25 protein-coding genes and 1 tRNA gene are annotated in these 23,524 nt (G+C 69.8%); 11 read left to right on the forward strand and 15 right to left on the reverse strand.

Annotated features, from left to right (window positions below; genetic code table 11):
• Positions 1–71: 71 nt before the first annotated feature.
• The 4 genes from ACFSOX_RS06270 to ACFSOX_RS06285 form a co-directional block, all read right to left on the reverse strand.
• Positions 72–1,508, reverse strand: coding sequence for an efflux RND transporter periplasmic adaptor subunit (locus tag ACFSOX_RS06270; protein ID WP_378476931.1), 1,437 nt, complete (start codon positions 1,506–1,508; stop codon positions 72–74).
• Positions 1,509–1,560: 52 nt separating this feature from the next.
• A complete protein-coding gene (locus ACFSOX_RS06275) occupies positions 1,561–1,956 on the reverse strand; it encodes a FixH family protein (protein ID WP_378476932.1) in 396 nt (131 codons plus the stop codon).
• Positions 1,957–2,022: 66 nt separating this feature from the next.
• Positions 2,023–2,268, reverse strand: coding sequence for a hypothetical protein (locus ACFSOX_RS06280; RefSeq protein WP_378476933.1), 246 nt, complete (start codon positions 2,266–2,268; stop codon positions 2,023–2,025).
• Between the two features lie 155 nt (positions 2,269–2,423).
• Positions 2,424–2,654, reverse strand: coding sequence for a hypothetical protein (locus ACFSOX_RS06285; protein ID WP_378476934.1), 231 nt, complete (start codon positions 2,652–2,654; stop codon positions 2,424–2,426).
• A 164-nt stretch (positions 2,655–2,818) separates the two neighbouring features.
• Here ACFSOX_RS06285 and ACFSOX_RS06290 point away from each other — a divergent pair, with 164 nt between their 5' ends.
• Complete coding sequence (locus tag ACFSOX_RS06290) at positions 2,819–3,310, forward strand: DUF305 domain-containing protein (protein ID WP_378476935.1); 492 nt, start codon at positions 2,819–2,821, stop codon at positions 3,308–3,310.
• 18 nt (positions 3,311–3,328) lie between these two features.
• On the opposite strand, the gene ACFSOX_RS06295 is transcribed toward ACFSOX_RS06290, so the two are convergent.
• A complete protein-coding gene (locus ACFSOX_RS06295) occupies positions 3,329–5,752 on the reverse strand; it encodes a heavy metal translocating P-type ATPase (RefSeq protein WP_378476964.1) in 2,424 nt (807 codons plus the stop codon).
• 125 nt (positions 5,753–5,877) lie between these two features.
• Here ACFSOX_RS06295 and ACFSOX_RS06300 point away from each other — a divergent pair, with 125 nt between their 5' ends.
• Entirely contained in the window at positions 5,878–6,336 is a 459-nt protein-coding gene (locus ACFSOX_RS06300) for a MerR family DNA-binding protein (protein WP_378476936.1), read from the forward strand.
• Here ACFSOX_RS06300 and ACFSOX_RS06305 read toward each other — a convergent pair.
• From ACFSOX_RS06305 to ACFSOX_RS06315, 3 genes are all read right to left on the reverse strand, one after another.
• Positions 6,308–6,823, reverse strand: coding sequence for a DUF305 domain-containing protein (locus ACFSOX_RS06305; protein WP_378476937.1), 516 nt, complete (start codon positions 6,821–6,823; stop codon positions 6,308–6,310). The two genes, ACFSOX_RS06300 and ACFSOX_RS06305, sit on opposite strands and share 29 nt — an antisense overlap.
• Positions 6,824–6,893: 70 nt before the next feature.
• Positions 6,894–8,255: a type II restriction endonuclease gene (locus ACFSOX_RS06310; protein WP_378476938.1), complete on the reverse strand. Its 1,362-nt coding sequence runs from the start codon at positions 8,253–8,255 to the stop codon at positions 6,894–6,896.
• 817 nt (positions 8,256–9,072) lie between these two features.
• Positions 9,073–9,162, reverse strand: a tRNA-Ser gene (locus tag ACFSOX_RS06315).
• 525 nt (positions 9,163–9,687) lie between these two features.
• Between ACFSOX_RS06315 and mobA the strand changes: the two genes are divergently transcribed.
• The 4 genes from mobA to ACFSOX_RS06335 all read left to right on the forward strand — a co-directional run bounded on the left by mobA (position 9,688) and on the right by ACFSOX_RS06335 (position 13,720).
• Positions 9,688–10,404, forward strand: coding sequence for a molybdenum cofactor guanylyltransferase MobA (mobA, locus tag ACFSOX_RS06320; protein WP_378476939.1), 717 nt, complete (start codon positions 9,688–9,690; stop codon positions 10,402–10,404).
• Between the two features lie 173 nt (positions 10,405–10,577).
• Positions 10,578–10,967, forward strand: a complete 390-nt coding sequence (locus ACFSOX_RS06325) for a DUF2946 family protein (RefSeq protein ID WP_378476940.1) — start codon at positions 10,578–10,580, stop codon at positions 10,965–10,967.
• 49 nt (positions 10,968–11,016) lie between these two features.
• Positions 11,017–13,143 (forward strand): TonB-dependent receptor family protein, encoded by a 2,127-nt coding sequence (locus ACFSOX_RS06330; RefSeq protein WP_378476941.1) that lies wholly within the window; start codon positions 11,017–11,019, stop codon positions 13,141–13,143.
• A 13-nt stretch (positions 13,144–13,156) separates the two neighbouring features.
• On the forward strand, positions 13,157–13,720 hold the full coding sequence (locus ACFSOX_RS06335) for a YcnI family protein (RefSeq protein ID WP_378476942.1): 564 nt from the start codon (positions 13,157–13,159) through the stop codon (positions 13,718–13,720).
• Positions 13,721–13,842: 122 nt separating this feature from the next.
• Here ACFSOX_RS06335 and ACFSOX_RS06340 read toward each other — a convergent pair whose 3' ends face one another.
• Positions 13,843–15,114, reverse strand: coding sequence for a molybdopterin molybdotransferase MoeA (locus ACFSOX_RS06340; RefSeq protein ID WP_378476943.1), 1,272 nt, complete (start codon positions 15,112–15,114; stop codon positions 13,843–13,845).
• A complete protein-coding gene (mobB, locus tag ACFSOX_RS06345; RefSeq protein WP_378476944.1) occupies positions 15,114–15,653 on the reverse strand; it encodes a molybdopterin-guanine dinucleotide biosynthesis protein B in 540 nt (179 codons plus the stop codon). Before mobB ends, ACFSOX_RS06340 begins: the two co-directional genes overlap by 1 nt.
• A gap of 142 nt (positions 15,654–15,795) precedes the next feature.
• Between mobB and ACFSOX_RS06350 the strand changes: the two genes are divergently transcribed.
• Positions 15,796–16,014, forward strand: coding sequence for a sulfurtransferase TusA family protein (locus tag ACFSOX_RS06350; protein ID WP_378476945.1), 219 nt, complete (start codon positions 15,796–15,798; stop codon positions 16,012–16,014).
• Between the two features lie 119 nt (positions 16,015–16,133).
• On the opposite strand, the gene ACFSOX_RS06355 is transcribed toward ACFSOX_RS06350, so the two are convergent.
• The 5 genes from ACFSOX_RS06355 to ACFSOX_RS06375 all read right to left on the reverse strand — a co-directional run bounded on the left by ACFSOX_RS06355 (position 16,134) and on the right by ACFSOX_RS06375 (position 19,591).
• Positions 16,134–16,289: a DUF3309 family protein gene (locus ACFSOX_RS06355; RefSeq protein WP_378476946.1), complete on the reverse strand. Its 156-nt coding sequence runs from the start codon at positions 16,287–16,289 to the stop codon at positions 16,134–16,136.
• 99 nt (positions 16,290–16,388) lie between these two features.
• A complete protein-coding gene (locus ACFSOX_RS06360) occupies positions 16,389–16,817 on the reverse strand; it encodes a hypothetical protein (protein ID WP_378476947.1) in 429 nt (142 codons plus the stop codon).
• A gap of 14 nt (positions 16,818–16,831) precedes the next feature.
• Positions 16,832–17,170, reverse strand: coding sequence for a DUF883 domain-containing protein (locus tag ACFSOX_RS06365; RefSeq protein ID WP_378476948.1), 339 nt, complete (start codon positions 17,168–17,170; stop codon positions 16,832–16,834).
• 599 nt (positions 17,171–17,769) lie between these two features.
• Positions 17,770–19,092 carry a methyl-accepting chemotaxis protein gene (locus ACFSOX_RS06370; RefSeq protein WP_378476949.1) on the reverse strand — a complete coding sequence of 441 codons (1,323 nt, stop codon included), beginning with the start codon at positions 19,090–19,092 and terminating at the stop codon, positions 17,770–17,772.
• The gene (locus tag ACFSOX_RS06375) at positions 19,070–19,591 is read right to left on the reverse strand and encodes a PAS domain-containing protein (protein WP_378476950.1); all 522 of its coding nucleotides are present in this window, start codon (positions 19,589–19,591) and stop codon (positions 19,070–19,072) included. Before ACFSOX_RS06375 ends, ACFSOX_RS06370 begins: the two co-directional genes overlap by 23 nt.
• Positions 19,592–20,002: 411 nt before the next feature.
• Here ACFSOX_RS06375 and ACFSOX_RS06380 point away from each other — a divergent pair, with 411 nt between their 5' ends.
• The 4 genes from ACFSOX_RS06380 (at position 20,003) to ACFSOX_RS06395 (ending at position 23,422) form a co-directional block, all read left to right on the forward strand.
• Positions 20,003–20,365 (forward strand): PilZ domain-containing protein, encoded by a 363-nt coding sequence (locus ACFSOX_RS06380; RefSeq protein ID WP_378476951.1) that lies wholly within the window; start codon positions 20,003–20,005, stop codon positions 20,363–20,365.
• A 193-nt stretch (positions 20,366–20,558) separates the two neighbouring features.
• Positions 20,559–21,719 (forward strand): ferrochelatase, encoded by a 1,161-nt coding sequence (gene hemH, locus ACFSOX_RS06385; protein WP_378476952.1) that lies wholly within the window; start codon positions 20,559–20,561, stop codon positions 21,717–21,719.
• Positions 21,720–21,952: 233 nt separating this feature from the next.
• Positions 21,953–22,963: an SPFH domain-containing protein gene (locus tag ACFSOX_RS06390; protein ID WP_378476953.1), complete on the forward strand. Its 1,011-nt coding sequence runs from the start codon at positions 21,953–21,955 to the stop codon at positions 22,961–22,963.
• A 3-nt stretch (positions 22,964–22,966) separates the two neighbouring features.
• Complete coding sequence (locus ACFSOX_RS06395) at positions 22,967–23,422, forward strand: NfeD family protein (protein ID WP_378476954.1); 456 nt, start codon at positions 22,967–22,969, stop codon at positions 23,420–23,422.
• Positions 23,423–23,524: the final 102 nt, after the last annotated feature.

Consider the following 23,524-nt stretch of genomic DNA (forward strand, 5'->3'; position numbering starts at 1 on the left):
ACTCGTCGTCATGGAGCGGGCCCGGCCGGCCAGCCGTGCGTCGTGTTCGGGCCTACCGTAGAAAGGGGCGATCATCGGGCCGCCTCGGGGGTCGTGAAGGATTTCAGGGCGGCATTGAGGTTGCTCTCGGAGTCGATCAGGAACGTCGCCGTGGTCACCACCGGCTCGCCCTCGGCGACGCCGTCCAGCACTTCGACGTAGCCCTGGCCGCGCGCCCCGAGCGTCACGTCGCGCGGCTCGAAGCGGCCTTCCTCCTTGGCGACGAACACGACGCGCCGCGCGCCGGAGTCGATCACGGCGGCTTCCGGGACGACGATCCGCGGAGCTTCCTCACTGCCGGCGTGGAACACCACGTCGGCGTACATGTCGTTGCGCAGCCGGCCGGCGCGATTGTCGAGTTCGATACGCACGCGGGCCGTGCGCGTCTCCGGCCGCAGATCCGGGTAGATGAACGTGACGGTGCCCTCGAGCGGCTCGGTCGGATAGGCGCGCAGGATCACGTCGGCGTGCATGCCCTCGTGAATCGCGGCGAGGTCGTGCTCCGACACCTCGGCGATCACCCACATGCGGGAGAGGTCGGCGATGCGGTAGAGCTCGTCCCCCGGCATCAGGCGCTGGCCGTTGACGATCTTCTTGTCGATCACGACCCCGTCGGCGGGCGACAGCCAGTCGAGCGTACGGGGGTTGGTGCCCTTGGCGCGGACGTCCTGGATGTGCGCCTCGGGCACGCCGAGATTGCGCAGCTTCTGCATCGCGCCGTCGAGGGTCTGCGGGCCGACGCCGTTGAGCCGCCCCTGCACCGAGACGGCGATGTTCAGGTCCACCTGGGCGAGCTGAATGTCCTTGCTGTAGATCCGGAACAGCGGCTGGCCGGCACGCACCTTCGCTCCCGTGGTGTCGACGAACAGAGCTTCGACATAGGACTCCGAGCGCACCGTCACGGTGGTGAGGCGGCGCTCGTCGTACTTCACGGTGCCGACGCCGCGCACCGCGCGCACCAGCACGCGCGCCGCCGCCGGCTCGGTGCGCACGCCGCTGCGCTGGACTTTGGCGAGGCTGACCTTGACCGACTTGCCGTCGCTGGGCTCGTCGCCGTCGTAGACGGGGACGTAGTCCATCCCCATCGGATCCTTCTTCGGCACCGGCGAGACGTCCGGCAGCCCCATCGGATTGCGGTAGTAGAGGATCTTGCGGGTCGCATCGACCACCGGCTTCGGCGCGACGCCGGCGAGCGGCGGCTCCTGCGAGTCGGTGACCGGCAGGAACGCACGGCCGTTCTCGTCCGTCCGCGGCGTCGCCGACCACCGTGGCGCCCCGCTGGGGTCGCGCCAGTACAGGATCGGTTCCTGCGGGCCCGCCGCCGCGTGACCGGCGTGCGCCGCCCCCTGGGACTGCGCGAGCGCGGGCGCCGCGCCGGGCAACAAGCGCCACGGCGCCAGCGTCACGGCGCCGATCGCGGTTCCGGCCAGCGCTGCGGCGGCGACGAGCAGAACGGTCGTTCGAGTCATGGGATCACCCTTGGAGGGCGCAACGGAAGGTCCGGCGCGCCTTCTCGTCGTGTCACTTCACCGCTTTGACGATGACCTTGCTCTGCACCGTGTCGGGCTCGCCCTGCACCTTGGCGGAGAGCAGGACCTGATAGCGGCCGGGCATCGGCAGGTCGGTCTTGAACGAGTACGTGCCGGGCTCCTTCGACGGCACCACCTCGACGGGCGACACCATGTCGGCCATGCCGTCCGGCGCCATGTCGACCCGGGTGCGGACGATCACGGCGTCGGGCACCGCCTTGCCGGTCGGCTTGTGGACGAGGCGGAGCGTGACGATCACGTCGTCGCCCTTCTTCATCTCGGGCGCCACGGCCTCGAACGCGTAGTCGTTCGCGCCGGCGCGGGCCGCCGTCGAACCGAGGAGGGCGAGGGCCACGGCAGGCGCGGCGATCCAGAGGCTGGGCTTCATGGTGGGTCCTTTCGAGCGATTGGTGATGGGCATGCCCACCCAGGGTGGGTTCCACTACTCGGTGAACTACCGATGGTGGAGATTTCCGGCAGGGATACGGCCGACGCGCTCGCGGCTTCCGACGGCGTCGGGGCCGGCGTGCATGAACAGGTGCAGCAGAACGCAGACGAGCAAGGGCAGCATGACGACCAGCGTGCCGCTGGGCTGTCGGGACGTGATCTCGCCTGAGACGAGCAGCCCGATCGTTGCGACGAGCCCGGTCCCGAGCAAGGCGCCCAAGACGAGCGCTAGGCCGTTGCGGATCAAGGTCATGATGCTCCCCCGGGCCGGGAGGGCGAATTCTGCGGTGCGCCCTTCCGGCCTCTTCGAATAGTTCGTCGCTCGGGCGAATCCGGTTACAGAAAAAGTCATCGCCCAGCCGACTTCGAATATCCTGCTGCAATTACTAAGAAATTTCTTCCAAGGGATCACTGCGAGCGGTGCGGCATCGAGGAACTCGGCCCACCTTGATACCGGTGCGCATTGTAGGTTCGCGGCGCCGGTTTCGGCTCGACCGTCTTCGCCGCCGGCGGCTTGGTCATCGTATGAGGGACCGGGCTCTTCGGTCCGCCCTGATATTGATGGACGTTCTGCGCCATCGCCGGGCCTGCGATCAGGCCCGACAGGATCACGCTCATCACCAACGTCCTCGGCTTCATGGTCTTCGTCCTCTCTGTTGCGCGACAGCGCACATCCAGGAGTTCGAAGGCGAGCGGCGTCCGGTTACACGAAAAATGCGGTCAGGTGGCTCCGGCCCGGTCACGGTCGGAACAAGGGTTTCCGCCCAGGATTGGTTGAGCGAGCCCCCGCCGGGAGATCACCGATGTCGTATGCGCGCTTTTTGCTGATGATCGCCGCCTCGACGGTCGTGATGTTCGGCCTGATGTATCTGAACACGTTCGCACTCGACCACGTCTGGTTCAGCCAGACCCGAACCTGGATGGCGTTGGTGATGGGAGCCGTCATGGCCGTCATCATGCTCGGATTCATGTGGGGCATGTACTCGAACCGCCGCGCGAATATCGCGATCGTCCTGGTCAGCGCGGTCGTGTTCACGCTCGCGCTCTGGCTCGTCCGCAGCCAGGAGACCGTCGCCGACGTCTCGTACATGAAGGCAATGATCCCGCACCACTCGATCGCGATCATGACGAGCGAACGCGCCCACATCAAAGACCCGCGGGTGCGAAAGCTCGCCGACGGCATCATCGAGGCGCAGGTCCGTGAAATCCGCGAGATGGAGCAACTCGTCGCCGACCTCGAGCGAAATCCGACCCCGGCCGAGGCGAGAAACCTCCCTCCACGTCCACCGAACTAAACGCCGCGATCGCTTCGCTCAAAGCTCGACGGTTCGCAGCCGCACGGCGTTCAGGATGACGCTGACCGAGGAGAGCGCCATCGCGGCGGCGGCGATCACCGGCGACAGGAGAATTCCGAAGAACGGGTAGAGCAGCCCGGCCGCGACCGGCACGCCCACGGCGTTGTAGACGAAGGCGAAGAACAGGTTCTGGCGAATGTTGCGCATGGTCGCCCGCGACAACCGCCGCGCCCGCACGATGCCGGTCAGGTCACCCCCGAGCAGCGTCACGCCGGCGCTCTCGATGGCCACGTCGGTCCCGGTTCCCATTGCGATGCCGGCGTCGGCGGCGGCGAGCGCAGGGGCATCGTTGACCCCATCCCCGGCCATCGCCACGACCCGGCCCGCCCGCCGATGGCTCGCCACCACCTCGCTCTTGCGATCCGGGAGCACGTCCGCCTCGACCTCCTCGATCCCGAGCCGGCGCGCGACGGCCAGCGCGGTCGTGCGATTGTCGCCGGTCAGCATGACCACCCGAACCCCGTCGGCGCGGAGCGCCTCGAGCGCGGCCGGGGTCGACGACTTCACCGGGTCGGCGATCCCGATCACGGCGGCGAGCCGCCGATCGATCGCGACGAAGATCGCCGTCGCCCCGTCGCTGCGCAGCCGGTCGGCGTCGCTCGCCAGCGGGCCCACGTCGATCCCCTCCTCGGTCAGGAAGGTCCCGCTCCCGAGCACGACGTTGCGCCCCTCGACTGTGCCGCGCGCCCCCTTGCCGGCCGGGGACGCGAAATCGACCACGGCCGGAAGCTGTTCGCCGTGCGGGGCGGCGGCCCGCACCACGGCGAGCGCCAGCGGGTGCTCGCTCGCGCGCTCCACGGCCGCGGCGAACCGCAGCACCTCCTGCTCGTCGAAACCGGGGGCGGTCACGACCGCCGTCACCGACGGCTTCCCCTCGGTCAGGGTGCCCGTTTTGTCGACCACCAGCGTGTCGATCCTCTCCATTCGCTCCAGGGCCTCGGCGTTCTTGATCAGGACCCCGGCCTGCGCGCCGCGGCCGACGCCGGTCATGATCGACATCGGCGTCGCGAGGCCGAGCGCACACGGACAGGCGATGACGAGCACGGAAACAGCCGCGACGAGTGCATAAGAGAAGCGCGGCTCCGGTCCCACGATCGCCCAGGCGGCGAAGGCGAGCAGAGCGATCGCGATGACGAGCGGAACGAACCAAGCGGAGACTTGATCCGCGAGACGTTGAATCGGGGCGCGGCTGCGCTGCGCCTCAGCGACCAACTGCACGATGCGCGCCAGCATGGTGTCGCGCCCGACTCGCTTCGCCCCGATGACGAGCGCGCCGGAGCCGTTCACGGTCCCCCCGATCACATCGGTGCCCGCCTCCTTGGTCACCGGCATCGACTCCCCGGTCACCATCGACTCGTCGACGGCGCTGCGCCCCTCCACCACGGTCCCATCGACCGGCACCTTCTCGCCTGGCCGGACGCGCAGGCGGTCGCCCACCTGAACTGCTTCGAGGGGCACGTCTTCCTCCTGTCCGTCCGGGCTGAGGCGTCGCGCGGTCTTGGGCGCGAGATCGAGCAGGCTCCGGATCGCACTGCCGGTCGTCTCGCGCGCCCGCAGCTCGAGCACCTGACCGAGGAGCACCAGCACCGTGATCACGGCAGCAGCCTCGAAGTAGACGGCGACGGCGCCGTCCGGTCCCCGGAACGCGGCAGGAAAGGCGCCGGGAGCGAAGACCGCGACGACGCTGTAGAGCCACGCGACGCCGGTCCCCATCGCGATCAAGGTGAACATGTTCAGGCTGCGGGTGACGAGCGACCGCCATCCCCGCTCGAAGAACGGCCAGCCGGCCCAGAGCACGACCGGCGTCGCGAGGCCGAACTGAATCCAGTTCGAGGTGGTCGCATCCAACAGGTGCCCGAGGCCCGACAGATGACCGCCCATTTCGAGAAGGAAAACCGGGACGGTGAGCGCGAGCCCGATCCAGAAGCGCCGCGACATGTCCCGGAGTTCCGGGTTCGGCGCCGCATTGCTGCTCGCGGCGACCGGCTCGAGCGCCATGCCGCAGATGGGGCACGAGCCCGGCCCGATCTGCCGGATCTCCGGGTGCATCGGACAGGTGTAGATCGCCCCGTCGTCGGTGACCCGCGGTGCCGCGTTCTCAGCGGCGATATACCGGCGGGGGTCGGCGAGGAACTTGGTCCGACACCCGGCCGAACAGAAATAGTAAGGCCGACCGTCGTGCTCCGCTCGATGTGTGCTCGTGTGCGGATCGACCAGCATGCCACAGACCGGGTCCTTCACGCGGTGCTCGGCCGCGGCCGGCGGGACTTGAACGGCGTGGTGGGCGTGACCGCAACAGGCCATCGCCGGGCTGCCGTCGCCCTTCGCGTCGTGATGATGGGTCGGCGTAGTCGTACGCGGATCGTCGCGGTGCTTTGGCATGGTTCGTCTCCGGGTCTTGCGGAGGACCGTGCACCTTCCCATCATGGGAAGGTCAAGACGACTCCACACGGAACTGGACGATGAACATCGGTGCGGCGGCGCGCGCTTCGGGCGTCTCGGCGAAAATGATCCGCTACTACGAGGAGATCCGGCTTCTCCCTCCGCCGGCACGGCAGGCGAGCGGATACCGCGATTATGGGGAAACCGACGTGCACCGACTCCGGTTCGTTCGGCGGGCGAGAGACCTCGGTTTCGAGATCGACCGGATCAAAGACCTGCTGCGCTTGTGGAGCGAACGGGATCGCTCGAACGCTGCCGTCAAAACGATCACCCTGACGCACCTCGCCGCCCTCGAGGAGCGCCGCCGGGCCCTCGACGAGGTGATCGGCGTGCTGCGCCATCTCGCCGAGTCGTGCGAGGGCGACGGGCGACCGCATTGCCCGATCATCGCCGACCTCGATGGGACTGCGCCGGCGGCTCGGGGCGAATCCTCGGCCGGCGGCCCCGCCGCGGACGTGCCGCGGGGCGGCCCCCGGAAGCGGTGGAAGCCTCGCCCTACTTGTGCTTCTCGAGCAGCGCCGTGATCTCCTTGATGCCTTCCTGCTGCTCTTCGATCGTCTTCTCGGCGAGCTTGCGGATGTCGGGGCTCTTGGAGTGCTCGAGCACGGCGCGCGCCATGTCGATCGCCCCCTGGTGATGGGGCAGCATCGCGCAGAGAAACGCGACATCCGGGTCCTGAATGGTCATCCCCGCCATCATCGGCGGGTTCATCTTCTGCATCGCGGCCATATAGCCCCGGCTCGTCTCGGGGACGGTCCCGGCCATGCCGCCACTCCCCATGCCCCCGCTCGCCATACCCTGGCCCATGCCTTGGTTCATGCCTTGGTTCATGCCGGAACCCGCGCTGCCGCCATGCATCATGTCGTGGGCCGAGGACCGAGCAGCCGATCGGCACGCCCGAAGGGACGAATCCTCTGCCGTCGGGGTGGGACTACCCGACTGCGACTGCGCCGTGCCTGCGAGCAGAAGGCCCGCAATCGAGACGATCACTGAAAGGCTGGCTTTGGACACGAGAACCTCCTCGTCGTTCCGCGGATGAACCCTCAACGCGGGCGGACAAGCCGAGGTCCCGGACCGAACTTCACGAGGCGCTATTTGGCCGCGGTCGCGTGGCCGGTCCCAGGGCCGGAGCGATCGGGCGAGCGATCGCAAGCACCCCTTTCAGTCCGCTGCCGAACCGAGCGATCGCATCCTTGTGCGACCGCAGCTCGCTGTAAGGCAGGTATCGAAGGTCGAGGTCGCTCACCTTCGAGAAGGCCGGCCGTGCGAATTGAGCGCGCACGTCGTCCTGGCGGTCATCCGGAGCAACCAGGAAGAAGTTGCGCGCCGACGCGCCATCGATGCCGAGCGCCAGATCGAGCATCCGCACGATGCCGGAATAGATGCTGGTCGTGTGCTCGACTTCGAAGGCGGCCACGAACTCTCCACCGCTCCGATCGATCCAGATGACGTCGATCAGCCGGATCGCGTCGGCCGAGGGGGCGGACGCGATCCGGTCGGGCAAGCGCTCGAGGCAGCCCTCGCCGAGGCGGCCGTCGCGGTAACGCCGAGCGCCGTCGTTCGCGGCCACCCAAACGTCGAACCCTAGCGCAAAGCCGAGATCACGCAGCCACCCCTGCACTTCGGTGTGGGTGTGATCGGCCTCCCTCGCTGCGGCCTCGGCCTTGGCCGCGGCAGCGGACTGCTCGCGAACCCGCTCGAGGTCGGTCCTCCAACCGGACAGATCGGCCGCGCCATCTCGCGACGGGATCGGGTATCGCTTCGACCCGACATCGAACAGGAATGCCGCGACCGCTCCCAGATCGTTCGAGAGCAGGTTTTGGTGGGTCCGGTTCAACTCCAGAATGCCGTCGCGCATGGCGAGGTACTCGGTCCACCGCCCGAGCTTCACGGTCGCCCCGCGGACAGCATTGAACCCGTTGACGATGGCCGTATTGAAGGGCGGAGCGATCGTCGGATGCAGGAAATACATCAAGTTGGCGACGGCCGGCCCCAGCCCCTTGATTCCGACTTGGTCAAGCCGATGGATCGCCGCCACGATCTGGGCCTCGGAGTTGCAGCACAGGCAAGTGTCGAGGAAGCGACCGAACGCGATCTGGTTCTGCCGATTCTCGTAGATATCCGGGATGCGGAGCTTGGGCTTCCACATGAAGGCGTGATCGGCCCCCTTGAAGACCTGTCGCTGCTCCGAAATCGAATCCAAGACGGTCTCGAGCGAGGAGCCCCGAAAGGCATTGCCGAAGGTGTCGGTCTCGATCTCCTTGATGACGGCCTGAATGCCGCGGCGGATCGAGCGGAAGTTCTTGATTCGCTCCTCCCACAAGAACCATGTGCGGTACGTTCCGGCGGGGTCGTCACGCCAGTGCCGGATCAGGGCCGACACCCAATCCTGTTCGGCCAGGACGGTCGTGGTGTCGCCTGGATCGCCGCCCCTGACCGTCATCTCGACCTCACCAGAATGCTGTTGCGACTTGCCTGTTCGGCAACAGGCTGTTGCATCAACATAGTCATATGCTTGTGAGTCGCGCGCTCCAGTTTCTGTCCCTGAAACTCCGTTATTGCCGGATCTCGATGGACACCGCCAAGAGAGTCCATGGACCAGAGCGGCGGCGTTTCGGATTGGGTCAGCGCCTTCGCTGTCCTGGAGGCTGGCTCCTCCCGGAGCTGGACAGGCGGTAGGGACCCTCTTCCTGCATTGCCCGACTAGGCGTGCCGGTCACCCGAAGTGTGTCCTCGCCGAACGACCCGCCGGCGCCACGCTTTCGATAGACAGGGAAGAGCTGCAGGAGCCTGAGCCGTCGTCAGGGCCCGCTAAGGATCGCTGTCCAAAAGGCGTTGGAAAAGGTCATCATCTTCAAGGGACTGAGCCCTCACCCGCTCCATTTTCTGGCTCTATTCCTCCGTTTCTGGACGGCGAGAAGCTCCGCGAAGCCGTTGTGAGTTGGGCCGATCTTGTTCTCCGGGCAGCTTGGCATACCGGCGAGGCGAACTCTGGAGGCGAAATCGACCGACTTCGTCGCAGCGCAGATCGAGAGTCCGAGCCACGGAGCGCTTCGTCGTCCCGCCAGTGTTCTGGGACGACATCCTTCCTAAGCGTCGCGTCCAACCGTTCTACGCGGCGTGATATAAGCGTCCACTGCCGTCGCTTCCCTGGCGCACGAACTGGAAGGTCCGCAACCGATCCAAGTATGGGTAAACGTATGGACCAACGTCATGTCGCCACGAAAAGAGCTTTTATTTCAATTGGATGAGCTTTATCGTGGCGGAGGGAGTGGGATTCGAACCCACGATACGGTTTCCCGTATACACGCGTTCCAGGCGTGCGCCTTCAACCACTCGGCCACCCCTCCGGAGCGCCCCTGATTAAGGAGGCGGGCGCGAGAATGCAAGGCCCTGTCCGGGCGAGGGGTTCGGCCCTGCGGGGCGGCGCCCCGGCATGGCGTCCGGGGAGCGAGCGGGCCATCCGTTTCGAGCCCCTTGCCCCCTTCGAGCCTGCGGGCGCGTCGAGCCCCCTGTCCCCCCGCGGCGTCGAGCCCCGCCTCGGTCGAGCCCCACTTGGCCACCACGCGGGCCGGGCCGCTCCGCCGGCCACCCGGCCCGACGCCCCCGTCGGAGTGTCCGAGCCGACGCCATCGCGGCGGATCCTCCGCCCCGCCCCTGCCGACGGATCTTCGGCGCGGCACCCGAACCGGGCCGCCGGGATCGGGACAGCGGGTCGTCGCGTGGCCTCGGCTCGCAGCGCGCCCTCCCCCAGTGCGAAGCGCTCGCCGCACGGCGGGCCCGTTCGGCTCGCGGCGACGGTGGACACGGCCTGGGAATTGCGGCACCGCAGATCGGGTGTCCCGCCGGCCCTGACCCGAACCCTGAAACTGCCGATGCCGCTCCCGCCCTCCGTCGCGCCTGCGGCCGCTCCTGCGGCCGCCGGCCCGGCTCCGACCCCGACCGAAGGCCGGGCGTCCGGCCTCGACGCCACCCCCCCGCCCACCGTCGGGCTGATCCTCGCGGGCGGGCGGGCGCAGCGGCTCGGCGGTGGCGACAAGGGGCTTTTGGGCGTCGGCGGCCGGCCCATCCTCGCCCGGGTCGTCGCGCGGCTCGCCCCCTGTGCCGCCGTCGTCCTCAACGCCAACGGCGATCCGGCCCGGTTCGCCGGGCTCGGCCTGCCGGTGGTCGCCGACACGGTGCCGGGCTACGCCGGCCCGCTCGCCGGGGTTCTGGCCGGCCTCGATTGGGCGGCGACGCATCGGCCCGACATCGGCCATGTGGTGACGGCGCCGGCCGACGCACCGTTCCTGCCGGCCGATCTCGTCGCCCGCTTGCACGCCGCCGCACGGGCCGCCGGCACCCCGATCGCCTGTGCCGCCTCCGGCGGCCGGCGCCACCCGGTGGTCGCGCTGTGGCCCGTGACGCTGCGCGAGGCGCTCCGGCGCGCCCTCGTCGACGAGGGCCTGCACAAGGTCGGCGCATTCCTCGATCGCCACGGTGCCGCGACGGCGGACTGGCCGGCGGCGCCGGTGGATCCGTTCCTCAACGTCAACACGCCGGCCGACCTCGACGAGGCCGAGCGGCTCGCCGCGGCGCATCCCGACGCCTGAGTGCCGACCGGCGCCGCCACGTCCCGCAACCGCCGGCACGCCTCGCCGACGGACGTCGCGGACAGCGCTTGTTGCCGTTATGCATCATTCCATGTCTTTATAGTTCGTAAACGGCTAGCCCGATTGTCGAGGCGCAGTCGGGCTGTCACGGTCCGGCGCCGAGGAGAGCACCCGTGGTCCGTCGTCTGCGGCACCCTGCACTGAAGCGCGCGGTCGGCCTTCTGGCCGCCTATGCGCTCGCGCTCCAGATGCTGCTCGCCGGCATGGTCGCGACCCAGATGGCCGTGGCCGGCGACGGCGCCGCCGCGCTCTGCTTCACCACGGGCGGCGCGTCCGACGCCACCACGGCCACGCCCGACGGCACCGGCGCTCCGCCTGCTTCACCGCACACGCCGTGCGCCGTCTGCGTCTTCGCGAGCCTCGCGCCGCCGCTGCCGGTGATCGCGGGCTTGGCGATCCCGCAGGCGCGGGCGCAGCGCTCCCGCCGTCCCGTCGGCCGTGCGGGCCGGCGCGTCCGCCGCCACGAACCGCGCTCCTCGCGAGGGCCTCCGCGGGCTGCCTGACCGTCCCCCGTGCCCCCGGTCATCGCATCTCCCGACACGAGTTCACCCGATGTCACGCCTGATCCGCGCGCTCTGCGCGGCGTCGGCGGCCGCTGCCGCCTGCTCCCCCGCCTCCACGCTCGCCCAGTCCACCGCCCTGCCACCGCTCGTCGTCGAAGGGGCCGCCGGCACGACGCCGGCCGCCAGCCCCGCGACCGCGACCGCACCCGCCGGCGCGACGAGCCTCACGGTGCCGACCACGGCCCAGGCCGAGGCGGCGCTGTCGCGCGTGCCCGGCGCCGTCGCGGTCGTCCCCGACACCGCCTTCAAGACCGGCCCGGCCCGCACCGCCAAGGACATCCTCGACTACGTCCCGGGCGTGTGGATCGAGCCCAAATGGGGCGACGATTCGCGCCTCTCGATCCGCGGCTCGGGGTTGTCGCGCAACTTCCATCTGCGCGGCGTCCAGCTCACCATGGACGGCATTCCGATCAACACCTCGGACGGCTACGGCGACTTCCAGGAGATCGACCCGACCGCCTATCGCTACGTCGAGGTGTTCAAGGGGGCGAACGGCCTGCGCTTCGGCGCCAATGCGCTCGGCGGCGCGGTCAATTTCGTGGTGCCGACCGGCCGCGACGCCACGGCGCTCGACACCCGCATCGACGCCGGCGGCTTCGGCTTCGTGCGCGGCCAGGCCGCGGTCGGCGGCGCCGCCGGGCCGTGGGACGCCTTCGCCACGGTCTCGTCGTCGATGCAGGACGGCTATCGCGAGCACTCGTGGGGGAACGCGGAGCGGGCGAGCGGCAATGTCGGCTACCGGGTCTCGCCGGACGTCGAGACCCGCCTCTACGTCAACGCCAATTCGGTGCGCCAGCGCATCCCGGGCGAGGTGACCAAGGCGCAGGCACTGTCCTCGCCGCGCACCGCGGCCGTGAACAACCTGACCAACGACTGGCAACGCAACATCGACACGTTGCGCCTCGCCAGCCGGACCACGGTGAAGCGCGACGGCACGGTGTTCGAGTTCGGCGCCTTCGGGGTCGACCGCCATCTGATGCATCCGATCTACCAGTGGCTCGACTACCGCTACGAGGACTACGGCGGCTTCGCCCGCGCCGTCGACGAGCGTCTGCTGCTCGGCCATCGCAACCGCTTCACGCTCGGCGCCAACGTGCTCAACGGCACCATCCGGGCCGACCAGTACGTCAACACGGGCGGGCAGAAGGGCGCGCTCACCTCGTCGCGCATCCAGCGGCCGGAGAACTACACGGCCTATGCCGAGAACGCCTTCTACGTGGTGCCGACCGTCTCGCTGATCGCCGGCGCGCAGTATCTCTACGCCGTTCGCGAGCAGGAGGTGCGCTTCTCGACCAACGGCGACCTGAACGGCCGCGCGACCTACAGCGTGTGGAGCCCGAAGGTCGGCGTGCTGTGGGACGTCGCGCCCGACTGGCAGGTGTTCGGCAACGTGTCGCGCAGCGCCGAGGTGCCGAGCTTCGGCGAGAGCGTGTCGCCCAACGCGACGAACCCGACGCTGCCCAACATCCCGTTCTGGGCGATCCGGCCGCAGCGCGCGACCACGGTCGAGATCGGCACCCGCGGCCGCCGGCCGGACGTGAGCTGGGACGTCGCCCTCTACCGAGCCGAGATCAGCAACGAGCTGATGTGCCTCTATTCGAGCTTCGGGAGCTGCAACGTCACCAATGCGGACCGTACCGTCCATCAGGGCGTCGAGCTCGGGCTCGGCGTGTCGCTCCTGAAGAGCCTTCTCGTGCAGGCCGGCGAGCCGGACCGGCTGTGGCTGCAGCTCGCCTACACGTACAACGACTTCCGCTTCGACGGCGACGCCCGGTTCGGCGACAACCGACTGCCGGGCGCGCCGCCTCACATCCTCAAGGCCGAGCTTCTCTACAAGCATCCGGGCGGATACGCGTTCGGGCCGACGCTCGAATGGGTGCCACAGGCCTACTTCGTCGACAGCGCCAACACGCTGTCGACCGACGCCTATCTGCTGTGGGGCCTGAAGGCCGCCTACGACGACGGCACGATCTCGGCCTATGTCGAGGGCCGCAACCTCTCCGACGTCTCCTACATCTCGTCGGCCAGCATCATCGACCGCGCCACCACGGCGTCGGCCCTGTTCAACCCCGGCACGGGCCGCGCCGTCTATGCCGGCCTGCGCTGGCGCATGTGAGGAGGAGACCATCATGTCGAAGACCGCGATGCCGACGATCGCACGAAAGACCCGTGCGGCGACGATGGCCTTGTGCCTGATCACGATCGCGCCGGCGGCCGCGCATGTCACGCTGGAGCGCGGCGAGGCGTCGCCGGGCGCCGGCTACAAGGCGGTGCTGCGGGTGCCGCACGGCTGCGACCGCTCCGCGACCCTGAAGATCCGGGTGACGATTCCGGAGGGGCTGATCGCCGTGAAGCCGATGCCGAAGCCCGGCTGGACGCTCGCGGTGACCAAGGGGCCTTATCAGAAGGCCTACGACTTCATGCACGGTCTCACCGTGCAGGAGGGCGTGCGCGAGATCGTGTGGACGGGCCGGCTCGCCGACGAGCATTACGACGAGTTCGTGTTCGCGGGCTTCGTCGCGTCGGCGATGACGCCCGGCATCACGCTCGCCGTGCCGGTCGTGCAGGAGTGCGAGACCGGCACGGCCGCCTGGACCGAGGTCGCCGCGCCGGGCCAGGATCCGCACGCCCTCAAGACCCCGGCCCCGCTTCTGCGCATCGTCGCCCCGCCGGAGCATCACGGACATCATTGAGGCGGCGCGGCCATTCCGGGGCGCGCGCATCGGCGCGCGAACCCGGAATCCAGAGGCGGACTCTGCACCCGAGGCTGGATTCCGGGTTGCAGCCTGCGGCCGGCCCCGGACCGACGACGGTGCTACCCGGTGATCTCCGCATAGGAGACGAAGCCGACCGTGTCGCCGGGCGTCACCGCGGTCACGTCGTCGCCGATCTCGATCAGGCCGTCGGTCTCGGTCAGCGACGTGATGGCGCCGGCCCCCTCCAGGCGATGGACGACGGCCTCCGGTGCGCCGTCGGCGCCGAGGCGCAGCGAGCCACGCAGATACTCGCGCCGGCCCGGCCGCTTGCGATGGGCGAAGCCGGCCCGCACCGGCAACACGCGGGGGGGCTGCGGCGTCGCCCCGGCGAGCCGCAGCAGCAAGGGCCGCACCACCCTCACGAAGGTGACGAAGGCCGCCGCCGGATTGCCGGGAAGGCCGACGAAGGCCGCGCGCGCGCCCTCTTCGCCCGCCAGCACGCCCATCGCCACCGGCTTGCCCGGCTTGATGGCGACCCGCCAGACGTCCAGCCGCCCGACCCGCTCGACCGCGGTGCGGACGTGATCGGCCTCGCCGGTCGAGACGCCGCCCGACGTGATCACGAGGTCGTGGCCGACGGTCGCCTGTCGCAGCGCGTCGGCGAGCGCATCGGCGTCGTCGCCGAGAATGCCGAGATCCGTGACGGTCGCTCCGAGGGCCTCGGTGAGCGCCAGCAGCAGATACCGGTTGGCGTCGTAGATGGCGCTCGACGGCAGCGCCGTGCCGGGCTCGACGATCTCGTCGCCGGTGGAGAACAGCGCGACCGAGACGCGCCGCCGCACCGGCAGCGCGGTGAGGCCCTGGGCGGCCGCGAGCGCGATGTCGGCGGCCGTGATGCGTCGCCCCGCGGGAAGCATGAGGCCGCCGACCGCGATGTCCTCGCCGGCGCAGCGCCGGTTGTCGCCCGGCTTCAGCCCGGACGGAACCACGAGCACGTCACCGTCGAGCCGAGCGTCCTCCTGCATCAGCACCGTATCGGCGCCGGCCGGCATCGGCGCGCCGGTGAAGATGCGCACCGCCGCGCCGGGCGCCAGCGGACGCGCCGCGGCGTGCCCGGCCGTGACGCGGTCGACCACGGCGAGCCGGGTCTCGCCCACGGCCGCGAGGTCGGCGTGGCGGAGCGCAAAGCCGTCGACGGCGGAGTTGTCGAAGGGCGGCAGGTCACGCAGCGCCGCGACGGCGTGGGCGAGCACGCGGCCGCGCGCGGCGCGGAGCGCCACCGGCTCGAAGCCGGCGACCGGCGCGACGCGCGCGGCGATCAGCGGCTCCAGATCGTCGAGACGCAGCGCCGGGGCGCCGATCGAGAAGGTGTCGTCGCCGAGCTTCGCCATCAGGCGACGCCCGCCGCCGCGCGACCGCGCGCGATCGCCTCGTCGATCGGGATCGCCCGCTCGACCAGGAGATCGACGATCGCCTGCAGGTCGTCGAGCGGAAGCACCGTGACGGCGCCGTCCGCGACCTCGCCGTCGGACGCGATCGCGACGATGTCGGCGTCGCCCGGGAACAGATACGGCTTGCCGACCACGCCGCGGTGCACCTCGAGCTTGGGATGCGGCTCGCGCTTGAAGCCCTCGACCAGCACGAGATCGACCGGCGACAGCCGCGTCAGCAGCGCGTGCAGCTCGGGCTCGGGTGCGCCGCGCAGCTCCTGCATCAGGGCGACGCGCAGAGGCGAGGAGACCAGCACCTCGGTCGCGCCGGCGACCCGGTGGGCATAGGAGTCCTTGCCGGGATGGTCGACGTCGAAGCCGTGATGGGCGTGCTTGACGGTCGACACCGACAGGCCGCGCCCGATCAGCCGCGGAATGATGCGCTTGATGAGCGTGGTCTTGCCGGCTCCGCTCCACCCGGTGATCCCGATCACCCGCACCGCCGTCCCCCCGCGCTCGCCGCGCCCGTCGCGCGTCGCCTCCTCTTACCGGGAAGCAGGGCCGATTCCAATCACCGGCCGGGACCGCGGGACTTGACGCGGGGAGCCCGGGTCGCGACAAGACGCCGAGGACAGGCGGACCATGGACAGGCTCGATCTGCGCGGGCTCAAATGCCCGCTCCCGGCGCTGAGGACGAAACAGGCGCTCGCCCGGCTGCCGGCCGGCGCCGTCGTCGAGGTGGCCTGCACGGACCCGATGGCGGCGATCGACATTCCGCATCTCGTCGGCGAGAGCGGAGACGCGCTCGAGGCGAGCGGGCGCGACGGCGACGTGCTGACGTTCCGCATCCGCAAGCGGTGAGCCGCAGGAAGACCCGCCGCTGCGGCGCGGCGAGCAAGCGAGGCGAGCGCGGAAAGGAAACGGCCGGCGAGGCCGGCCGTCATGTCTTGCGGAGACGAGCGAGACCCGGCTCGATCTGATCAGATCCGCCCCACCAGCGCCAGCACCAGGACCACGACCAGCACGACGCCGACGATACCGCCCGGCCCGTAGCCCCAGCTGCGGCTGTAACCCCAGTTCGGCAGCGCGCCGATCAGAATCAGAATCAGGATGACGATCAGGATGGTCGACACCACGAGCGGCCTCCATGCACCTTTTCGAGAATGATCGTCGGGTCAATCCGGCACCGTCGTGAATGTTCCGGGCCGGGGATCCCCTGTGAATGATCGATCCCGTCAGTGCCGATCGACGCCGCGGCTGAGCACGAGGCCGACCACGAAGGCGCCGACGAGGCCGAGCGAGAGCATGCGGCGGCCGCCGAGCGAGCGGCCGAGCGCGAGGCCCGTGGTGACGAGCCGTGGATCCATCCACCACGGCGGCGCCGCGGCGGCCACCGACCGGGCGACGATCGCCTCGCGCCGCGCGGCCCGTCGGCGGATCACGGCGAGCCCGGTCGCGCCGATCAGCGCGACCAGGAGAAAGAAGCCGGCGAAGCCGAGGCTCGTCGCCACGGTGCCGAACTCTTCCCGGGCGAGGACGAACACCGCGGCGCCCAGGAACACGAGCGTCCCGAACGACGCGAGGGCGGTGATCGCGCCCCACACCCCGCTCTTCACGAGCGTGTCGAGCCGCGCCTGCCAGCGGAGCGTGATGCCCTCGAACACGGAGGCGATCCCGATCAGCGACGCCACAGGGCGCCGAACAGGAAGCCGAGCCCGAGGGCGAGCGCGAGCGTCGAGAACGGCCGCGCCTTCACGTTGTCCTCCAGTGTCGCGCCGACCGCGTCGGCGAGCTCGGTGACGGCGTCGCGGCTGCGCTCGCCGGCCTCGTGCACGGCGTCGCCGACATTGTCACGAACCCGGCGGAAGCGGTCGCGCACGCCGCCGAACGCCTCCTCGCCCGACGCGGCGAGCGCGTCGGAGAGCTGGCCGGCGAGCCGCGCGACGTCGTCCTTCAGACTCTGCAGATCCTTGCGGAGATCGTCGGCGGTGTTCGTGGGTCCGTTGACGGTGGCCATGGGGGTGCTCCGATGTCGCGGATGGTCGCGCGAATGGTTGACGGTCCGATGGTTGACGGTCCGATCGTTCGGATCGGGTGCGCGCGGACGGCGCGTCGGATCGGTAACGCGGTGACCCCGGAAAAGTTCGTGTCGCGCTCGGATCGCACGGACGTGATCAGGATCTCGTCGTTCGATGCGCGACCCGACTGATCGACTCGGTCGACCTCCGTTCGACGAGGAGAGGCGAAGGCCGCGCCGAATGTCACGCAGGGAAATGGTCGAGGGAACCCGCGCGATACCGTCGCGTTGCCGGAGCAGACACCACGCTGAGGAGGCTCGAATGGGTCGTTATTTCCTGCTCTGGATGCTCGGTATTCCGATTCCCGTGCTGGCGCTGATCTGGCTGTTCGGCGGCCTGCACTGACCCGCGCTCCGCTCGGTTCCCGCGGAGAACGGGATCCGGATCCACACGTCCTGCGGCTCCGGACCCTGCCTCCGCCGGACCGGCGGATATCGGTTCGATCTGCGAGCCGGAACGGCTCTCGAACGCGAAGCGCCGCGGACCCCGTCCGCGGCGCCTCTCGTGCGGCACGCCGCGCGGGAATCGACCGGCGCGATCAGGCGGCCGACCGCTCCGCGCGCGGGCCACGCTTGAGCGACTGCAGGAACTCGTGCACCGAGGCACCGAGCCGATGCGATTGCTCGGCGAGGCCTCCCGACGCCGACATGGTCGCTCCGGCGTGGCGTTCGGATTCGCAGGCGTGATCACTCACCCCGCGGATCGTCGTGACGATGTTCTGCACGCCGGCGAAGGCCTGCTCGATGTTGCGGGCGATGTCCTGGGTCGCCTGCGACTGTGCGCCGATCGCCGCCGCCACGTGTGTGGTGATCTGATCGACCTCGGCGATGGTGGCGCCGATCGAGCCGATGGCGTCGACCGCGGCACGTGTCGTGCTCTGCACCTCGACGATGCTCTTGGAGATGTCCTCGGTCGCCCGCGCCGTCTGGCCCGCGAGGCTCTTCACCTCCTGGGCGACCACCGCGAATCCCTTTCCTGCTTCGCCGGCGCGCGCCGCCTCGATGGTGGCGTTCAAGGCCAGGAGATTGGTCTGCGCCGCGATGGCGTTGATCAGCTCGACCACCTCGTCGATGCGGGCCGTCGCGGTCGACAGGCTGGCGATCGTTTGGCTCGCCTGCCCGACCTTGGCGACCGCCTCGCGGGCGATGGCGGCGGAGCGGTCGACGTCGCGGCCGATCTCCTCGGCCGAGGCGGCGAGCTCGGCGGTCGCCGCCGCGACCGTCTCCATGTTGGTCGAGGCGTCCTGCGAGGAGCGCTCCACCGCCTCGGCGTGCGAGCGCGTCTCGGCGGCGCCCTGGCCGAGCACGCCGGCGGTCTGCTCCATGTTGCCGACCGCGCCCGACATGGCGTCGACGACGCGCCCGATCGCCTCCTCGAACTGCGCCGTGTCGGCGTTGAAGGCGGCGACCCGGCAGCGGATCACCTCCATCGCGTCGTTGATCGTCTCGGCGGCGAGCTTGACGTTGCCGTGCAAGCCCTTCGGCAGGATCCGACGATGATACTTGTCGTCGCGGATGGCCGCCATGGCGGCGGTCGATTCGCGCACGAAGGCGTCGCAGCGATCGGTCGCGTCGTTGAAGGCGTGCTGCAGCCGGCCGATCGCGCCGCGATCCCGGATGTCGAGGATGCGGGCCTCGAAGTCGCCGCGGGCGACCCGCTCGGCGACGGCGGCCGCGTCGCGGCAGACACGCCCCAGGACGGCGAGGCGCCAGGCGACCACGGCGAGCGCCGGCGCCGTGACGGCGAGGCCGCCGGCCAGCACGGCGGGCGAGGCGAAGGCGAGACCCGCGCCGCCGAGCACGAGCCCGAGCGCGGCGGCGGCGACGCCGGCCGTCGCCTCAGAGAGCAAAGACGAGTTCATCGTAGGGCATGCCTTGAGCGTCGACGAAGTCGAGGAGCCGGCGATAGCCGGCGGCGAGCGCATCCTTGCCGTTGGCGTGCCGGGCCTCCTCGCGCAGCACCTCGGCATAGAGGGGCGCGACGGCCTCGACGGCACGGCGTTCGGGAACGCGACGGTTGGAGTGATAGCCGACGATCTGCCGGTTCTCGTCGAAGGACGGCGTGACGTGGGCGAACACCCAGTAGTGGTCGCCGTTCTTCGCCATGTTCTTCACGTAGGCGAAGACCTCGCGGCCGTCCTGGATCGTGTCCCACAGCAGCTTGAACACGGCGCGCGGCATGTCGGGGTGGCGGATGATGCTGTGAGGCTGCCCCATCAGCTCCGCCGCGCCGTAGCCGCAGATGTCGCAGAACACCTTGTTGGCGTAAGTGATCCGGCCCTTCAGGTCGGTCTTCGAGACGATCAGATCGTCGGGACTGAAAAAGACTTCTCGATGAGTCGGACTAATCCGAACCGACATGGCGCAGTTCCCATCCCGCCTTAACCCGTAAGCCCAACTTGAGGGTCTGCTGGTAAATATTTGCCTACAGTCGCCGTCACAAAGATTTGGCACGGCCTGCACATCCACCATGCAGCGCGGAATGGCGGGTCGTTCTCGCCCGGTTCGGTCGACCCTTCGTTCACCAAGGCGTTGCGATCACCACCCTTCGGTGCAGGCTCGATGCCGAATTGCACGCGCCCGGTGCACCGAAAGGCCACGACGCCGCGCCCCGTGGTGCACGGCCGACCGTGCACAACAGCGCCGTGGTGCAAGACGGGCTCGATCTCGCCGTCCGCCGTTAAGGTTGAGGCGAGGCTCGGCTTGCCGTCCCGGGCGACCGTCCGCACAGTCGTCTCCTGCGCCGACAGCGGCGCCGAGGAGGCAACGACGATGACGACGGACCGTCGCAAGGCCGCGCGCAGCCCCTCCTATCTCGGCGGGCAGCTCGTCTTCTCCGATCAGCGGCTGAGCGCCGAGTGCATCGTGCGCGACCGGTCGGATACCGGCGCGCTCCTGTTCGTCGCCGACGCCGGCCGCCTGCCGGACAGCTTCGACCTCACCATCACCAAGACGCGGACACGCTTCCGGGCGCGCACCCGGTGGCGGCGCGCCGACGCCCTCGGGGTCGAGCTCACCGCGCCCGCGGCGCCCCCGCGTGCCGCACCGGACGACCCGTTCGAGCACGATCGCGTCCTCCGTCTCAAGGCGGAGAACGAGCGCCTGAAGCGCCGCCTGCGCCAGCTGGAGGAGTGACGGCGAAGGCCGCACCGCCCACGGCACCGCCCTGCCGGCACGCCGTTCGCGCCGGCGCGGCGCCCGTGCCGGCCGAGCGTCGGGCAACGAACCCGTCACCCCGCCTCGAATCGTCGCAGCCGGCCGGACCGGGGGGTCTTTCTGTGCGGCACCGGTCCTGCTATCGCTCTGATCGGGAGATCGATCCGAGACGATGAACGAGAGCATCCGCACCCCCGCCCCTGACGCGACGACCACGCTGGCGCCGGACGCGGCCTTCGGGACGCCCCATGTCGACGACCGGCGCGCCGGCGACCGCCCGGCGGGCGGCCTGCAGCCGTCCTCCTCGCCCCGTCCGGCGGGCCACCCGCCGGTGAAGAACGGCCGCATCGGCGTGCTGATCGTCAATCTCGGCACGCCGGACGGCACCGATGCCGAATCGGTGAAGAAGTACTTGAAGGAATTCCTCTCCGACCGGCGGGTGATCGAGGAGACCGGGCTGATCTGGAAGCTCGTCCTCAACGGCATCATCCTGCGCACCCGGCCGGCCCAGAAGGGCCGCGACTACGAGAAAATCTGGAACACCGAGAAAAACGAGTCGCCGCTCAAGACCATCACGCGGTCGCAGAGCGACCTGCTGGCCGCGACCCTGGCGCCGGTGGACGGCCGGCTCGTGGTCGACTGGGCGATGCGCTACGGCAACCCCTCGATCGAATCGCGGCTCGACGCCCTCAAGGCCGAGGGTTGCGACCGCATCCTGCTGGTGCCGCTCTATCCGCAATACGCCGCCGCGACGACGGCGACGGTGTGCGACGAGGCGTTCCGGGCGCTCATGCGGATGCGCTGGCAGCCGACGCTGCGGGTCGCGCATCCCTGGTACGACGACCCGGTCTACATCGAGGCGCTGGCCCGCTCGATCGAGGCGGAGCTGGGCAAGCTCTCCTTCGTGCCGGACGTCCTGATCGCCTCCTTCCACGGCATCCCGAAGGAGTATTTCGACAAGGGCGACCCCTACTACTGCCACTGCGCCAAGACCCACCGGCTGCTGCGCGAACGGCTCGGCATGGACGAGACCCGCTTCCGGCTCACCTTCCAGTCGCGCTTCGGCCGCGCCGAATGGCTGCAGCCCTACACCGACATGACCGTCAAGGCGCTGGCCGAGAGCGGCGTGAAGAACCTCGCGATCGTCACGCCCGGCTTCACCTCGGACTGCCTGGAGACGCTGGAGGAGATCGCCGGCGAGAACGCCGAGATCTTCCACCACGGCGGCGGCGAGAACTTCGCCGCGATCCCCTGCCTGAACGACAGCGCCGCCGGCATGGACGTCCTGCGCACCGTCGTGCTGCGCGAGCTGAAGGGATGGGTGGAGGGCTGACGTCCGGCCTTCACGCCCCGTTCACGTCGCTTCTCGACATGTCCCGTCGTCGTCCGGCCGGCGCGAACCGAGCCGTCACATCCGTCCCCTAAGAGGTCGAACGCAGGCCGTCGCGCCGGCGTCGCGGCCATGCGCCCGACGGCCGCCGACGTGCGGCATCCTTGCGGTATCCGGGCGACCCCGCCACACTCCGGGCCGGATTCGCGCCAGGCACTCGAACGGGAGCACTTCGGATGATTCTCGGCGGCCTCGACATTTTCATCGTTCTTCTCGTTCTTCTCGCCATCCTCACCGTCTTCCTCGGCGTCAAGACGGTGCCACAGGGCTTCAACTGGACGGTCGAGCGGTTCGGCCGCTACACGCGCCTGCTCCCGCCCGGCCTCAACCTGATCATCCCGTTCATCGATCGGATCGGCCGCAAGATCAACGTCATGGAGCAGGTGCTCGACGTCCCCCAGCAGGACGTGATCACCAAGGACAACGCCACCGTCACGGTCGACGGTGTCGCCTTCTTCCAGGTGTTCGACGCCGTCAAGGCGAGCTACGAGGTGGCGCAGCTCGACCAGGCGATCGTCAAGCTGACCATGACCAACATCCGCTCGGTCATGGGCTCGATGGATCTCGACCAGGTTCTCTCCCACCGCGACGAGATCAACACCCGGCTGCTGCGCGTCGTCGACGCCGCCGTGTCGCCCTGGGGCATCAAGGTCACCCGCATCGAGATCAAGGACATCTTCCCGCCCGCCGACCTCGTCAACGCGATGGGTCGGCAGATGAAGGCGGAGCGCGAGAAGCGCGCCGAGATTCTCTCGGCCGAGGGCCAGCGGCAGTCCGAGATCCTGCGCGCCGAGGGCGCCAAGCAGTCGCAGATCCTCGAGGCCGAGGGCCGCCGCGAGGCGGCGTTCCGCGACGCCGAGGCGCGCGAGCGGCTCGCCCAGGCCGAGGCCAAGGCGACCGAGATGGTGAGCCAAGCTGTCGAGCAGGGCAGCGTCGCGGCGCTGAACTACTTCATCGCCGAAAAGTACCTGAAGGCGTTCGCCGAGCTCGCCCGCTCGCCGAACCAGAAGGTGCTGATGCTGCCGATCGAGGCGACCAACGTGCTCGGCTCGCTCGCCGGCATCGCCGAGATCGCCAAGTCGACGTTCGAGGAGCGCGCGCAGGGCGCGCCGCGCGCCACGGGCCGACCGACGCCGACCGGTCCGTCCGGTCCGTCCGTTCCGCCTCCCCCGCCGCCCGTGAGGTGAGTCATGTCCGTCCTGTCGTCGCTCGGCGCGTCCCTCGGGCCCTGGGGCTGGCTGGCCGGCGCCGCCGTGCTGCTGATCGCCGAGATCGTGGTGCCGGGCATCTTCCTTTTGTGGCTCGGCATCGCCGCCCTGATCGTCGGCCTCGTCTCGTTCGTGATCGATTGGGGCTGGCAGCTGCAGTGGCTCGCCTTCGCGCTGATCTCGCTCGCCGCGATCCCGCTGTGGCGCAAGCTCGCACGCGCCGGCGAGACGACCGATCAGCCGTTCCTCAACAAGCGCCTGGAGGCGATGGTCGGCCGCGTGTTCACGCTGGAGCGGCCGATCGTCGGCGGCGCCGGCACCATCGCGATCGACGACACGGTGTGGCGGGTGACGGGCGACGACGCGCCGGCCGGCACCCGCATCCGCATCGCCCGCGTGGACGGCGCCACCATCCACGTCGAGCGGGCGGAGGCGTGACGCTTCGCCCGCTGCACGTCCCGCCCCGGCGGATCGGTCGCGCGGCCGCCGGGCCGCGTCGGGCCGAGAAGCGGCTCAGGCGGCCCGCACCGTGTCGAGGAA

The organism is Rhodoplanes azumiensis, from assembly GCF_042682915.1.
Classification (GTDB): Bacteria; Pseudomonadota; Alphaproteobacteria; order Rhizobiales; family Xanthobacteraceae; genus Rhodoplanes; species Rhodoplanes azumiensis.